Here is a 16,506-nt window from a genome sequence, read left to right as displayed (position 1 = left end):
ATATAAAGAAAAATTCCAACAATCAACATGAAAATTATTGTAAAAGTTATTCGTGTCATTACATTGATTATTAAATTTATTCAAGTGATTGCATCATTACCAATTTAGAATACATTCCGTTTTTAGTTAATAATTCTTCATGTGTTCCTTGTTCAACTATTTCACCTCTTTGCATAACTACAATCACATCTGCTTTTTGGACAGTAGACAGGCGGTGAGCAATAACGATAGAAGTTCTGTTCTGCATCATGTTTTCTAAAGCAATTTGTACCATTTTTTCGCTTTCCGTATCCAAAGCTGAAGTAGCTTCATCCAAAATCATAATAGGAGGATTTTTTAAAACAGCTCGAGCAATCGAAAGACGTTGTTTTTGACCACCAGATAATTTACCTCCTGAATCACCAATATTGGTATGAATTCCGTTTGGTAAATCTTTTACAAATTCATACGCATTGGCAATTTTTAAGGCTTCAATAATTTCTTCATCAGTTGCATCCTGTTTTCCTAAAAGAATATTATTCTTGATAGTATCGTTAAACAAAATTGAATCCTGCGTGACCAATCCCATTAAATTGCGTAACGAGTGCATGGATAAATCCTTGATATCTGTTGTGTCAATTTTTATGAAGCCATCATTCACATCATAAAAGCGTGTGAGTAAGTTGGCAATCGTACTTTTTCCGCTACCGGATTGTCCTACCAATGCAACCGTTTTCCCTTTAGGAATTTGTAAAGAGAAATTTTTTAGGACAATTTCATCTTCGTATTTAAAATTGATTTTTTCGATGGTTATACTTTCTTCAAAAGAATTTTTTTGCACTGCATCAGGTTTGTCAGTAATTGTATTTTCTACCTCTAAAACATCAAATACACGTTCGGCGGCAGCTAAACCTGTTTTGACTTGATAGGAAGCTTTTGATATAGCTTTGGCCGGAGTGAGAATGTTATAGGCTAACCCCATGTAGGCAAGAAACTTAGAGCCTTCTAATAATGGGCTTCCATTGGCTAATTTATCAACCAGAACCATATTTCCACCGTACCAAAGTAAAATTGCAATTACTAAAATACCCATAAATTCACTTAGTGGAGAGGATAAATTATTTTTTTTACCAATACTATTCGTAATTCTGTATAATCGTTGAATTGAATCATTAAACTTTGCCGTAAATGTTTGTTCTGCATTGTAGCTTTTCACTACTTTTAAACCACCTAATGTTTCTTCCACAATTGAAATGAGATAACCATTTTCATCTTGAGCTTTTTTAGATTTTGATTTAAGACTTTTACCTATTTTTGAAATAATGAATCCGGAAACAGGAATGAATATAAACACAAAAAGCGTTAGTTTAAAGCTAATGGCAACCATCGCACCAATAGTAAACAGAATAGTCATAGGTTCTTTGACAACCAATTCTAAAATGGAAAAGAACGAATTTTTTACCTCATTTACATCGTTTAGCATTCTCGCCATTACATCTCCTTTTCGTTTTTCAGAATAGTAGGAAACCGGTAAGTCGATAATTTTGTCAAACATTTTATTCCTTAAATCTCTTAAGACGCCATTTTTAACCAATAACAAATGATTTAAGGCCAAGTAATTGAACAAGTTTTTCAATAAAAAGGTAATAATAACGATGCAAACTACTAACAATAACGCATATTGAGCACCATTTTCCTCCGTTAACTTGGTTATGTAGTAATATAGATAATCTTTTCCAAAACTAGTAATTTCCCAAATTGAAGTGAATTTTGGTTTTACAATAACTTTTTCTGCATCTTTAAAAAGTACATCTAACATCGGAATTAAGGAGATGAATGAAAGTGTGCTAAAAAGTGCATAAAGAATATTGAAAATAATATTCCACACCACATTGGTTTTATATGGTTTTAGAAACGGAATTATTTTTTTTAAATTTTCATCCATTAGTTTAACTGCATTTCTGCCACGATATTTTTTATTTTTTGATCTAAATGAGCTTCTGTTTTTTTGAAATTCTCTATTGAATTCAAAGGTTCATTTACACTAAAATAAAATTTTATTTTTGGTTCTGTTCCGCTGGGTCTTGCACAAATTTTAGTTCCATCTTCCAAATAGTAAATCAATACGTTTGATTTCGGAATAGAAAGTACTTCAGTTTCACCTGAAATTAGATTTTTGGCGATTGAATTTTCATAATCTTCAATATAAACTACTCGCTGACCATTAATTTCTTTCAATGGATTTTCGCGTAAATCAATCATCATTTGTTTGATTTCGTTGGCTCCTTCTATACCTTTTTTAGTTAATGAAATAAGGTATTCTTTATAGAATCCGTGGTCGACATATAAATTCAATAATTCTTGATATAAACTACTTCCGGCGGCTTTGGCTTGTGCGGCAATTTCGCAAACGAGTAGGGTAGCGGCCACCGCATCTTTATCGCGAACAGCATCACCTACCATGTAACCGAAACTTTCTTCGCCACCGCCAATAAATTTTTGATTCGGAAAATCTTTAATAAACTTAGCAATCCATTTAAAGCCCGTTAAGCCTACTTTACATTCTACACCATAGGCAGTTGCTAATTCTAGCATCATTGGCGTAGAAACAATCGTAGAACCTATGAACTCATTACCTTTTAATCGACTTTGACGTTTCCATTGTTCCAACAAAAAGGCAGTCATAATAACCATAGTTTGATTGCCGTTTAATAAAGTCATTTTACCTTCCAAATTACGAACGGCGACTCCTAGTCTGTCCGAATCCGGGTCAGTACCAATGACAATGTCTGCATTGTTTTTATCTGCTAAAGCCAAAGCCATAGTCAAGGCTTCCGGTTCTTCTGGATTTGGTGATTTTACGGTTGGAAAATCTCCATCCGGAACCTCTTGTTCTTTTACAATATTTACATCCGTATAACCTGCTTTTGCTAATACAGCAGGAATTGCTTTGATGGATGTGCCATGTAAAGAAGTATAAACAATTTTTAAATTTTCTTTTGAAGATGTTGCTGTATTAAAACTTGCATTCTCAACGGTTGACTTAAAGAAAGCTTCATCTACTGTTGCTCCGATGTATTCGATTAAACTTTCGTTGGCCTCGAATTTAATTTCATCATACGCCAAATTCTCAATAACTTCAATGATTTCTTCGTCTTGTGGTGGTACTAATTGTCCGCCATCTTGCCAATATACTTTGTATCCATTGTATTCCGGTGGGTTGTGCGAAGCCGTTAGAACAATCCCTGCGTGACAATTCAAATGTTTTAAAGCAAAAGACAACTCCGGAGTTGGGCGTAATTCTTCAAAAAGAAAAACTTTGATTCCGTTGGCAGAGAAAACATTGGCAACCACTTTGGCCAATGTATCGCTATTATGACGACAATCATAGGCGATGACTACTTTAAGTTCTTCATTTGGAAAAGCTTTTTTAAGGTAGTTAGAAAGGCCTTGTGTGTTTTTTCCAAGAGTATATTTATTAATTCGATTGGTGCCAACCCCCATGATACCACGCATTCCTCCGGTTCCGAATTCAAGGTTTTTGTAAAAGCTCTCTTCTAGTTCTTTAGGAGAAGAAGTCATCATTTTTTTAATTTCCTCTTGTGTAGTGTTATCAAAGGTTGGAGTTAACCACTCATTTACCTTTTTGAGAATATTATCAGGAATATACATGGTGTTTATTTTTTGAATCCTATTTTATTTCTTTCTTTGATTGTAACCGTTTTTTCTTTATCCATTAAAAAATTTAAAATTTTATAAATATCAGGAAACTGTTTTTCTATTTCGGTTATTTTTTTAGTTAGTTCTTTATAATTTAGAGCAAATTGCCTTAATGAAACAAATGTTCGCATGATGGCAATGTTGATGGCTATAGCTTTATCAGAATTTAAAACACTGGAAAGCATGGCAACACCTTGTTCTCTAAAAGCAAAAGGTTTGGCTCCGCCTAGTTTACTTTTTGATGGTATCACAAATTGTGACACCAAATATTCAATTTCACTTTCATCTAGTTCAAACATGAAGTCATTTGGAAACCTATCTCTATTTCGTTTAACAGCTTATTTTAAAGTTCTGGTTTCTATTTCATATAAATCGGCTAAATGAAAATCGAGCATTATTTTTTGACCTCTTAACTCGATAATTTGTTGTTGAATAATTTCTAATTTCATGATTTTGGCGTTTAATAATTTTAATGGCTTTGCGTATTTTAATTCATATTTAATTTGTTTGAAATTTTATAATTTTCGTTTGATTCTTTGTTTCGCAAAATAATTTCTCCCAAAAAACCGGCTAAGAATAATTGTGATCCAATAATCATGGTGGTTAATGAGATATAAAAATACGGACTATTAGTGACTAAATCATAAGGTAAGTCATTATATAATCGGTATAATTTTGAAATTCCGATGTAACCCGCCGTTGAAAATCCGATGATAAACATTAAAACGCCCCATGCTCCAAAAAGATGCATCGGTCGTTTTCCAAATCGGGATAAAAACCAAATGGTAATTAAATCTAGAAAACCATTGATAAAACGTTCCATTCCAAATTTAGTTTCTCCGTACTTTCTGGCTTGGTGTTTGACCACTTTTTCTCCAATTTTAGAAAAACCGGCATTTTTGGCTAAAACCGGAATGTAACGATGCATTTCACCTGAAACTTCAATATTTTTGATGACTAGATTTTTGTAAGCTTTTAATCCACAATTAAAATCATTCAATTGAACACCGGATGTTTTTCGGGCTGCCCAATTGAATAATTTGGATGGTAAGTTTTTGGAAACGATGGAATCATATCTTTTTTTCTTCCAACCGGAAACCAAATCGAAATTTTGATTTAAAATTAAGTCGTAAAGTTCAGGTATTTCTTCCGGATTGTCTTGCAAATCGGCATCCATTGTGATGACTACATCTCCCTGAGCTTTTGCAAATCCGGCATGAAGAGCTTGCGATTTACCAAAGTTTTTCAGAAATCGGATAGCTTTTACGTTCTGATTTTGATTTGATAGTGACTCAATTACATTCCATGAACTATCTGTACTTCCATCATCAATAAAAATGATTTCGTAACTATAATTATGTTTGTTCATTACCTGAACAATCCAAGAATGCAGTTCTAAGAGCGAATCTTCTTCGTTGAGTAGTGGTATTACTACTGATATATTCATATAACTTTTCTAAGAAACGTCAAAAATACGAAGAAGTATCCAAAAATTATTCTTTTTTCATTGCCAATCCTGCAATAAGCGAAATGATAAATCCTAAAAATAAATTAACAACAATGATACCTCCGTATAACATAGGCATAACAAACTTTTGTCCCATTTCTCTTCCTTTTTCTAAATCGGCAGACGAGATATTTGGGTTTTGTTTTACTGCTTCACTCATTTGAGCATCCATTACTTGTTTGGCAAACTCCGGTTCAATGTAGTTGGCAAAAACAAAGAAATAAACAATAGAAATAATTCCGGCCACAGCAGCAATGCCTAAGCCAATTTTAATAGACTGGCTAAGATTTAATAGACCATTGTTTCCTTTTTTAAACAACATGATTGGATAGACCGTTAGGGCTATCATTAAGGCAATTCCAAGAATGCTTTCCCAAACATTTCTTTCTAAATGATTACCCATTGTGTATTTTACTACTGAAATAAGGATTGAAACAACGGCTAAAATTGTTCCGTAAAGTAGAATTAAACTTTTAATAGAATGGTTTTGGTTTTCCATAATGTATATTTTTGGTTATCTAAAATTAGTAATTAAATTCAATTAAATGTTACATTTTTCAGTAAAAAACGAACTTTGAATATTTTTTTAGAACATAATTGTTAATTGAATAAAATTAATTACATTTGCACACTTAAAATAAAATAAATAAAAAGTTGTATAACATTTATACCTTTTCTCGCTGAAAAGCCGCAAAATGAAGTACAGCCATTAATAAGAAAAAGATTTATACAAAATGAAAAAAGGAATTCACCCAGAAAATTACAGATTAGTTGCTTTCAAAGACATGTCTAATGAAGATGTTTTTATTACTAAATCTACTGTTGAAACAAAAGAAACAATTACACACGAAGGAGTTGAATATCCGGTGTTTAAAATGGAAATTTCCAGAACATCACATCCTTTTTATACAGGTAAATCTAAGCTTATCGATACGGCAGGACGTATTGATAAATTCAAAAGCAAGTATGCTAATAGAACAAAATAAGCTATTTCAAAACATAAAAAAATCCCTTTTTAAAAGGGATTTTTTGTTTTAATAACTTATCGTTTTATAAGATTGTTCCGGTTGAAGTATTTACTAACATAATCCATAATTCTCCGAAATATTTTCCCTCTGCATTGGAATAGTAAAATTTGATTGCATCAGACCAATTACTGAATTTTCCAATGTATACACTTTTGAAATTTGTAGTAGGGTTATATAAAATTTGAGCATCCAATCCTTTGTTTTTAAGAAGAGTTTCAAATCGTTCAGCGTTGTTTGGTTTGGCAAAAACGTTAGCAACCAAATAATAACCTTTGGGTTGATTAGGTATTAATACATCAGGCCCAGGCAATACAGTGATTCTTTTGTTTGTATCTGTTTCTGGAATTGCTGCATTTAAATTTTCACTTTCTTTAATCATATCACGAATGCTAAAAAAAGTTCGTTTTGGAGTGATTGGTGTTTTTTGCTCAATAACTGGATTATTATTTGCTATATCTGTTGTTTTATTTATTTCGTTTTGTGATTGAATCGTACCGATAGCTTGTTCCAAGACAGTCTCTTTTTTAGGAATTGAATTATTGACTTCTTTCTCTTCTGTATAATCATTTTTTTGATTACCCATAACCACTGCTTCAGGATTATTGCCAACCGGTTTTGGAGTTTCGATTTTTTCCTTTGCTACTACAAGAGTTGATTCTATTTCTTTTAACGGGTCTTTCACCTCTACATTAAAAGCACTAAAAAACATACTGTATCGATCTCCGGAAGATTTTAATTTTAGTGATACATTAGTAGAATTATTTTGGATAACCGTATTGTTTTCATTGTCAATTGGAATTTGAAAAGTATCATAGCCTAATGTATTTAAACTATTTGGCTTTCTATTTTCAAAATAGGACTCGTTAATTACGATGGTACTATTAAAAAAGTTGTCAACAGGTTTTAGCGGATGGCTTATTAAAGAATAGTTTTTACTATTTCCTGATTTAATTTCTAATTGATCACCAACTAAATTTCGGTCTCCCTCTAAGACGGATCCGGCTAATTTAGCATTCACTTTTCCTTCGGGTAAGGTATTAAATCCTGAGTATAAAATTTCAACCGGTCTTGCAGTTATTCCCACAAAACCATCAAATGAAGTAATGAATTTTCCTGTTTCTGTTTCATCTTCATATACAATAAATAATGTCCAACCACCTGCCACACCTCCGCTTATAATTCCCTGAGTAGCACGAATATTGGCAACAGTATATTCACCATTTGGATTTTGAAGTGATTGTATGTCATTGGTTACATCTGCATATACAGCATAGGGAGCACTTTCTCGGAAACCTTTTTTATTTAAACCATCAAAAATAACTTCTCCGGTAATTTCTAAATAATCATTTTGCCCTGGTAATTTTAGTTTTATTTCGTTTACACTTGTTCGGTTTGCGTCAGTAGCTATGTAATTCCATTTTTTGTCTCTGCTTCCAGAATCATATTTATAGGTGGCTGACCAATATAATCCTGCATATTTAATTTTTTTTGACGATGAGTTAACTAGGTTTAGTGTAGCAGAACTAGAACTAAACGTTGAGGGCTCGTTATCGATATCAATGTAGTTCATTTCAAATTGATCATTCAACTTTGCAATATCAGAAAGGTCATTATACGGCTCGGAAGAAAGAGTCCTGTTTTCAACACGATTAACAATAGTATTGGAAATAACAATCATATCTCCTTTAACATAAGATTGATACCTCACTTTAAACGGAACAGCCAATTGAGCGGTACTAATTTCACATGAAAAAAGAAAAATAATTAATGAGTAGAATAGAAATGAATTCCTGTTGAATAAAGTTTTCATACTGCGAATAGTTTGTTGAATTTTCGTTAACTAAATTAACAATAAACAGTATTGAATTTACGATTAATGATATATTTTTTTAACACTACTTTTTAATAACTTTTTTTTAAAAGATAATATTGATTAAACACTAAATTAATCCAGGCCTTTATTTCTTTAATAAAAATTCTAAAGGAATGTGTAGCCTTTTTTTCCAAGCATTTTCAGAGTGTTCTTCACCTTCAAATTTAAGTGTTGTCCAGTTTTCTTTAGAAAATCCTTTGGTAAACATTATTTCGTCTACCTTTTTTTGTAGCGGTTCGTAAATTGCATCTAAAGTGGCAGTACCATAATCGAAATATATTTTGTGCGATTCAGCTTTTGGAAGTTTTTCTTTTAGATAGGTGTAAAATGCTTCAGGTATAGGGTTGTTTTCGGTATGAAAAATTCCCGGCCAATGTGTAGAGAGACAAGCTGCTCCACCAAAAATAGTTGGGTACTCACATATAGCGTACAACGAAATAAGTCCACCCATGCTTGATCCCGCTATGAATGTATTGGTTTGATCTTGTAGCGTGGCATAAGTAGTATCAATGAACGGTTTTACTTCTTCAACAATAAATTTTAAATACTGATCAGAAAATGGTTCAAAAACAGTATTTATTCTTCCTGATTGAAGTAAAGCTTCATTTACTGTTGCTTTGTCTTTTTTATTTAGATTTTCATAAGGTTTTTGAGGAAAATATTCAGGGTGTCTGTTTTCACCGGAGTTCCATATACCAACAACAATTGTGTTTTTTATTTTTCCTTCTCGAATCAATTTTGTCACACATTCATCAACACCCCATTCTTGTTTATTCCATGTCTGAGTCGAATCAAAAAGCATTTGTCCGTCATGCATATATAAAACAGCATATTTTTTTTTGGGAGTATAATTTTGTGGAAGCCAAACACTAATATTTCTTGGACTTACTTTTGTTGATTTGAAATTTTCGTAAACATCCACAACTCCGTATTTAACATTTATTTTTTGTGAATATGATGTTGTCAAATTCATACAAAAGAAAAATAAGAAATATAGTTTTTTCATGATTATCTTTTTAAAGAAAAATGTCCTTTTGCTGTTCTTCCATCTTCGAATTCAATGGAATACCAATAATCATCTGAGGGTAATGGCTTCCCATTGTATGTCCCGTCCCAACCTTGTCCGGTAGTTCCGATTTGTTTAATTAGTTTTCCGAATCGATTAAAAATATAAATTGTTGAATTGAAATTGTATTTTTCATTGGCTCCTCTAATCTTCCAAGTGTCATTATAACCATCACCGTTTGGTGTAAAAAACTTAGGCACTCCTAAAACCGCAATTTCGCGTTCAACAACACCACAACCATTTAAGTCTTTTACATAAACGTTATATATACCTGCAATTACATTTTCAAAATAATTAGATTCTTGATATAACCCATCGCTAGAATCTAAACTGTAAACATAATCTCCAGAACCGCTTACGAGTACTGTAACGGTATTGTTTTCAACTAAGTCTACCACAATAATATCCTCAAAAGTGGCCGGTTGAGAGTAAACAATTTCAATTGTTCGTTCTTGTTGGCACCCAAAAGAGTTGGTAACAATTACTTTGTATACACCATCTTCATCAACAGTTAGGTTGTAATTGGTTTCATTAGGGATAAGGACATCATTTCTAAACCATTCATAAGTAAAGTCAGAAATGTTTCCTTCTTTCAGCCCTGCATCAAATGTAATAGCATCTACACCAAAACAAATAATTTCTTTAAAACCATCTTCGAGTTGAGGTAAAGGATTTACCACAAAGTTAATGGAAGTAACCGCACTACAATTTGTATTGGTTAAGTTAGTGATTACCGCTGTAATTGTTTGGGTTTTTGTTTGGAATGAAGTAGGTAACGGATTAATTTCAATACCATTTTCATCAAAGTAAGTAACCGACATTCCGGCTTGAGTCCCTAGCAAGCTACTATTGAAGGAAGATATGTCAAAGTTAAAAAAACCATCCTCTTCGCCATCAACATCACAGCTAATTTGATCCATTATTTGGTTAGCGATAAAGGGTAAAGTATCTACCACAAATGTTGCCGTAGTCTCTTCCGAACAAGGTCCGTTCGGATCATTCGTTACTGCATTGGTAACTACAATTTTTATTGTTTGTGAAGGAGATAAAAAAGGATTGGGTAAAGGGCTAGGTAGTGGGTTGTTATCTTGATCAAAATAGGTGATAATAAAATTAGTTGGATTTTGACTGCCTAGCAGCTCCGTTAAAATAGTAGAAGTATCAAACGGAAATTGTCCATCTTGATCATCATCACACTCAACCTTAGTTTCGATTGGAGATAAATTGGGTAGTGGTTCAACGGTTAATTCAATATAAGGCCCCAAACCAAAGCAAGCATTGTCTAATGTGCTTTCAACTCGAACCCAAATTTGTTGAAAGTTTGGGGAACTAGTATTTCTAAAATTACTAATGTTTGTAATTTCTAAAGAATTTCCATTTTCATCTGTTTCAGCAAGTGCATCAGCTTCTGTTTCAAAATACGAAATGGTAAATGGAGTTGATGTCGGTAAAATAGCGATTAAATCAGTTGTGACACTACTGAAATCAAAAGTTGTAATTCCATCTGTGTCATTGTTTGCGGCATCGATAAAATCATCACATTTGGCAAAAGTGCGAAGAAAATTAGACGGAATTTGTGTTGCCGAAACAAAAATATCAATTTGACCGATTTCATAGCAACCCAATGCATTTTCAACCCTGACCCAAACAGAAGTATTTCCCGTATTGTAATCAATGGGATTTAAAATTTTAAATGATGAGTCGTTATTCTCTGCTCCAATTTGTGAGGTAAAATAGGTAAAAGTTTCATTGGTAAAATTGGCTGAAATAACATTATTTTTTTGGAGTAAGTTAACCGCTGAAATACCATTGTTCATGTCGTCATTATCACATTGAATAATTGAAATCGGCGAAGATAATACAGGCGTAGGATTAACAGTTAAAACAGCGTTATCTGAAATTAAACCGCAACTATTTCCATTGCGGTTCAAAACAACTCTATAGCGGTAATTATTCATACTATTCACCGCACCATTAATCTGTAAAATAGCTGATGTTGCACCGGAATAAATGCTGTTATCTATGATGTTGTTCCAATTTGTACCATTGTCAACACTAAGTTGCCATTGATAGCTGTCTGAAATAGTTCCTGAAAATGAAAAAAATGTATTTTCAAAATTACATGTAGTTTGATTAGTTGGTTGAGCAGTAATTTCAATGGGTGCAGCTATCGTATAATTTTGATTGGGTAGGGTATATCCTCCTGAACCAATAACAACTCCATTCGTGTCAACCGAAACAGATGAGTTACCCAAAATGCCATCACTGTTTGCATCGGTAAAACCTGCTTCTATAACATCTGTGCATAAGTCACTATCACTGTCCAATGAAATATAATTTGCTATTCCATCTGCGTTTGTATCAACAACACTATAATTTATAATTCCACTATTAACAAATGTTTCCAGATTATCAGACAATCCATTTACTCCAAAATTATTTCCGTCAATAACTCCGTTAAAATCAACATCCGACGCATTTGAACCGGATTCATTCAGATCATAAATGCCATCATTGTCACTATCTAAGTCCAAATAATCCGGAACTCCGTCACCATCTGAGTCAATAGGAATTAATCCACTTCCGTAAACATCACTGATTCCATCATTATTTAGGTCTTCCGGGGTATACGAAATAAAATTCTGTCCTTGTGCTTCAAGATTATCCGGAATACCATCGTTATCACTATCTATATCCAAAGCATCAGATATTCCATCTCCATCAGTATCTTTAGGCACACAATTGGCAACAATTTTGAATGTTGATTTCGAAAAGTTTTCAGAAATATTTTTATGAGATAACGAAATGAAATCGGTTAAATAGATCATGAATTTAAAAGTACCTGTTCCTGCAGCAAGTGGGGTAGCACTATTTAGGCGGAATCGAATTTGGAAAGAAGAATACTCAAAAACACCATTTTCAAAAATCCCATCATAATTCGTATCCACTAATAGTTGGCCATCCGGATTTAAGAGTGTTATCGTTTTGTTTACATCTGTTTCAATAATAAATTCTCCTGTTGAAGATAATAAATCAGCGTTATTAGCTGTCAATACATACTCCATCGTCAGGCTAATGGGTTGAGCAAAATCTAAACGATACAAAACAGCATTGTCTTTTCCATTGGCAGGTTGTGTTACAAAATCTCCGTTTGCTGAACCAAGAAAAGGTTGAGAAACCGGAGTTCCGGGACCACTCGTGCTAATTGTGCCGGTAAAAGAATTGGAATAATTTGCAACATTAATTGTCCCTAAAGCAGAATTAGTGAGATTAATTGCTTGATTACCATTTGATTCTGTGCAATTGCTAATCCCATCATTATCAAAATCTTGATCTACGTTATCATTTACTCCATCGTTGTCGGTATCTACAGGACAATCGCTAACAGGGATTTCATCGGAAATCAACGTGATGTTACATTCCGTCACCGTAGCAGAAAGATAGTAAAAACCGGGTTGGGTAGGAGTGTATTCCGGATTAGTTGCTCCTACAATTGGATTGCCATTAAAATACCATTGATAGGTGTCAAATGGAGAAAGTGTATTAATTGATAAGTTGACGTTAGGGATACAGTTGGACGAATTTACATCAAGACGATCAAAAGAAATTTCAGGTTTAAATGTAAAACCGGAATAATAGCCACCGTAAGTAGCCGCATTATTAGAGCCAAAATAAGATAGGTATAATTGCTTTGTAGAAAAAACGGATACATTTCCGGTTAGTCCAACAATTTGGTACGTTTCGTAGGCCGTATTTCCCGGTATTGAAAAAGGTCCTTGTACATTAATACCTCCCGGGAGCGTTGTTAGGGTATAATCTACTCCGTCAACAATAAAATTTAGTGCCGCCCCCGTCTCAGTTACTATATTAATACCGCTATTGGTTGTATACGAAATATTTCCAATTAAATTAACTAACGGAATGTTATCAATAATTTTAGGAGTTTGGCAACTGAGTGGAGGTACAAAGTACATCTCTTGATTGGCCTGAATTGCTCCGCCAACTCCTTGGTATGCAAACACATTTTTAGAAGTTTGCACATACATATTTCCGTCTGCACTGTAAAAACTACCGTCAAAAGTTAAATATTCTCCTGCGTTAATTATTTGAGCTAAAGCACCATTAATGGAGACTTCGGTATTGTCTTCGTGAGCTACGATTAATGCTTTCTCTGTTAGGTTGTCACCAAAGCCACGCACAAATATATATTCTGTTCCGGTTCTTTCTACAGAGACAATTTGATCAATCCCTAAATCTAAATTATTATCCACATTACCATTTGTTCCGGCAAATGAACCACAATTAACCACAATTGGTTTGTCTGCACTCACTAACGCCCCAATTAAACCGTCTCGGTTATTAAAATTTGGACCGGTAACGCCCATGATAAAACTTTCACCACTGTTTAACAGAATATTTCCCGGATTATTACCTGCTCCCGCATTATTGATCAATTGAACGCCCGGTTTGATGTCACTAAACGAAATGGTCGTATTATTTTCAGTTGCCAGTATAGCTATAAAGGTCAAATGATTATTTGTATAACCCGTATTAGATAAACCTGTATTTGTAAAAGCACCAATTCTAAATTGTGTTCCTAATCCGGCCAGTCCTTTAGACACTATTCCGGTTGCTTGATTATTTGCCGTTGAAGCAGTAAAGCGAACTGCTGCATAAATCTGATCTTCAGCTTCAATAATAAAGCCTTTGTTATTAAAAACGCTATTTAAGTTTGTCGGAGAAACAAATAAGGGGGTGTTCTCACCAAAACCTATGTTGTACACATAAGGGAAATCCCTTGATACTGTTCCGCTGATTGTAGTTCCTCCAATTGGATTTATGGTGAAATTTACGGGAGTTAAACTGGGAGATGAAATATAAATGTATTGGTTTTGAATCGGTTGTTGAATAGTTCCGGTAATTGGCGGTATATAATGTGTTTTACTAAACTGTGCAAAACAATTCAGTGTAAAGAGGAAAAAAAATAATGCAATTTTTTTCATGTTCTTTTTCAAAGGATAACAAAGGTAATGAATTATCTTTTTAGAGAAAAATGACCTTTGACGATTCTTCCGTTCTCCAAATAAAGAGAAAACCAATAATCTGAAGCCGGAAGCTGAGTACCTAAAAAGTTTCCATCCCAACCGATGCCATCGGGACTAATTTGTTTTAAGAATTTCCCGTAACGATTGAAAATAAAAATTCTTGCTGTAGGTTGATTTAAGTTTTCAATCTTCCAATAATCATTAACACCATCACCGTTTGGTGTAAAAAATTTAGGATAATCTAACACAACTATTGATTCAAAAGAGTTATCACATCCATTCAAATCACGGATGGTTATAATGTATTCACCAGCACTAACATTAGTAAAAACCGGACTGTCTTGGAAATAACTACCATCTAAAGAGAAGACATAATTACCTAAACCGGTAAAATTGACTTTAACAGTATTATTGCTTCCCGCAAAATCATTAATTTCTACCGATGTAATTATAGCGGGACCGGAAGCATTGACTGTAAAAGTTTTGACAGCAATACAACCATCTGTATTTGTAACCTCTACAGTGTACGTTCCTACTTGATTAATTAAAATTTCAGGAGTTGTTTCTCCATTATTCCAAAGATAACTTTCAAAAATAGCATCAACACCAATATTTATGAAATCATTTTCACATAAAAAAAGTGTCTCGTCCTCAAAATTTGTCGGTACAAAAGTGTTGATATTTATAGTAATAGGGATAATTCCAAAACAGCTTACACCATCAGTAATTCTAGCAAAAATAATTTCCTGAAAAGCAGTCAAATTGGTATACGGAGAAGTGATTTGATTCATTTGAATCTGAGCATCTCCCTCGGTTAAATAATAATTTATAAATAATCCGGGCGTAAAATTTGATAAAATGGTAGGCGAAATTTCAGTATTTATATCGATAGCCGTAATTCCATTTTGTTCATCATCACCATCGCAAACTGTAAAAGGAGGAATTGTTATTGTGCTTGTTGACGTAGAAAGTGTTACTTCCGAAACACCAAAACAGCCAAAATTATTTTGCAGTCGAGCATAAATAACTTGATTAACACTTGTATTTTGAAAAGAAGAAAAATTAGCAATTGGATTTTGAGCATTTTCAGCATCTGTTTGGGTGAGGTAATAAAAAGGAGAACCTACATTCGTATTTGAACCAATCACATCCTCATTTGCATCGTTTAAATTGAACATTGCCAAACCATCACCATCCGAATCGCATTGTGTAATTGTTGTGTTGTTTGGAATTGGGTTTGTACTGTATTCAATTTCGATTTCGCCAAAGGAAGAACAAGTCGGATTGAAAATGACTTCTACTTCATATAATCCAAACTCATCAGCCATCAAGGTTGGACCCGTTTCACCAATTAATTCAATTGTATTTCTAAACCATTTATAACCAATAGCTGTTGCATTGGTAGCGTCTAATAGTAAAGTTTCATTCGGGCAAAGCGGATTTCCGGTAGAAATGAGTCGGTCTACGCCTAAATCTGTTTCAACTGTAAAACTACCCCCACCCAAAAATATAGCGGAATCATATAAATTATTTCCTTGATCTGCAATAACTAATTTAATATGATACAAAACACCAGGTGTTACAGTGCTTTCGGCTTTTAATATTTTGGTTTGACCATTGTAATTAGTGGGATGTTCAAAACCATTAAAAGCATCAAAATATTGTTCATTTGCCGGTGGACAAATGGTTCCCGGACCGCGAACAGTAGTTATTTTTACCGGAATGCTTGATCCTGGGACAACGGCAAGATTTGAATAATTTGATGAGCTGGCTTCTTTCAATAAAAAAGCAAAACCGTCAGAGAAATTACATTGATTTGGGTTGGGATTGGATAAGTATTGTTCGGATGAAAAAATATATTCGAAACTAACTTTATTAGCAAACGGAAGAAAGTCAAATTCGATAACTGTTGCGTTGATGGTGTTATTTTCATTAATTGCATTTTGCAAATCATTATCACCGGGCCAATTGGTTGGCCCTTCACTGAGAAGATTTCCATTTGGTCCCACAGCAGAGGCCGCTCGACCTGTCGATATTATTACACCATCTGCGAATGGAAAAGAAGTACCTGAAGCATTAAAATAACCATAACTGTTTCCACTCGAAAAAGCCCAACCGGAAACAGAAATGTTAGACACATTGGCACATGAGGAATTAATTAGAACATTTTCTACTAAATCTTCCACTGTTCGGTTGTCATCCACCTGAATATATTGTGAATAACTGCCTTGTGTAAAAGCAATCGCAATTAGTAAAATGGCAATGTTTTTGGCAAACTTCATAGCGTT

At 33.6% G+C, this 16,506-nt stretch carries 9 protein-coding genes and 1 pseudogene; 1 reads left to right on the top strand and 9 read right to left on the bottom strand.

The genetic code is table 11. The features are described from left to right. Window positions 1-76 precede the first annotated feature (76 nt). The 5 genes and pseudogenes from R2782_RS01880 to R2782_RS01860 form a co-directional block, all read right to left on the bottom strand. On the bottom strand, window positions 77-1,924 hold the full coding sequence (locus R2782_RS01880; protein ID WP_371266367.1) for an ABC transporter ATP-binding protein: 1,848 nt from the start codon (window positions 1,922-1,924) through the stop codon (window positions 77-79). Continuing rightward, window positions 1,924-3,651 carry a phospho-sugar mutase gene (locus R2782_RS01875; protein WP_371266366.1) on the bottom strand — a complete coding sequence of 576 codons (1,728 nt, stop codon included), beginning with the start codon at window positions 3,649-3,651 and terminating at the stop codon, window positions 1,924-1,926. Before R2782_RS01875 ends, R2782_RS01880 begins: the two co-directional genes overlap by 1 nt. A 5-nt stretch (window positions 3,652-3,656) precedes the next feature. Then, window positions 3,657-4,148 (bottom strand): annotated as a pseudogene (locus tag R2782_RS01870) (ORF6N domain-containing protein). A 38-nt stretch (window positions 4,149-4,186) separates the two neighbouring features. After that, window positions 4,187-5,146, bottom strand: a complete 960-nt coding sequence (locus R2782_RS01865; protein WP_371266365.1) for a glycosyltransferase family 2 protein — start codon at window positions 5,144-5,146, stop codon at window positions 4,187-4,189. 46 nt (window positions 5,147-5,192) lie between these two features. Continuing rightward, window positions 5,193-5,705: a DUF4199 domain-containing protein gene (locus R2782_RS01860; RefSeq protein WP_371266364.1), complete on the bottom strand. Its 513-nt coding sequence runs from the start codon at window positions 5,703-5,705 to the stop codon at window positions 5,193-5,195. Between the two features lie 235 nt (window positions 5,706-5,940). Between R2782_RS01860 and R2782_RS01855 the strand changes: the two genes are divergently transcribed. Beyond that, window positions 5,941-6,192, top strand: a complete 252-nt coding sequence (locus tag R2782_RS01855; RefSeq protein ID WP_371266363.1) for a type B 50S ribosomal protein L31 — start codon at window positions 5,941-5,943, stop codon at window positions 6,190-6,192. 64 nt (window positions 6,193-6,256) lie between these two features. Here R2782_RS01855 and R2782_RS01850 read toward each other — a convergent pair whose 3' ends face one another. From R2782_RS01850 to R2782_RS01835, 4 genes are all read right to left on the bottom strand, one after another. Beyond that, window positions 6,257-8,044, bottom strand: coding sequence for an SPOR domain-containing protein (locus R2782_RS01850; protein WP_371266362.1), 1,788 nt, complete (start codon window positions 8,042-8,044; stop codon window positions 6,257-6,259). Window positions 8,045-8,192: 148 nt separating this feature from the next. Continuing rightward, a complete protein-coding gene (locus R2782_RS01845) occupies window positions 8,193-9,113 on the bottom strand; it encodes an alpha/beta hydrolase (protein WP_371266361.1) in 921 nt (306 codons plus the stop codon). Between the two features lie 2 nt (window positions 9,114-9,115). Beyond that, window positions 9,116-14,176 carry a T9SS type B sorting domain-containing protein gene (locus R2782_RS01840; protein ID WP_371266360.1) on the bottom strand — a complete coding sequence of 1,687 codons (5,061 nt, stop codon included), beginning with the start codon at window positions 14,174-14,176 and terminating at the stop codon, window positions 9,116-9,118. 32 nt (window positions 14,177-14,208) lie between these two features. Further along, on the bottom strand, window positions 14,209-16,500 hold the full coding sequence (locus R2782_RS01835; RefSeq protein ID WP_371266359.1) for a choice-of-anchor L domain-containing protein: 2,292 nt from the start codon (window positions 16,498-16,500) through the stop codon (window positions 14,209-14,211). Window positions 16,501-16,506: the final 6 nt, after the last annotated feature.

Source organism: Flavobacterium sp., assembly GCF_041392085.1.
Classification (GTDB): Bacteria; Bacteroidota; Bacteroidia; order Flavobacteriales; family Flavobacteriaceae; genus Flavobacterium.
This window is presented reverse-complemented; position numbering and strand designations above follow the sequence as displayed.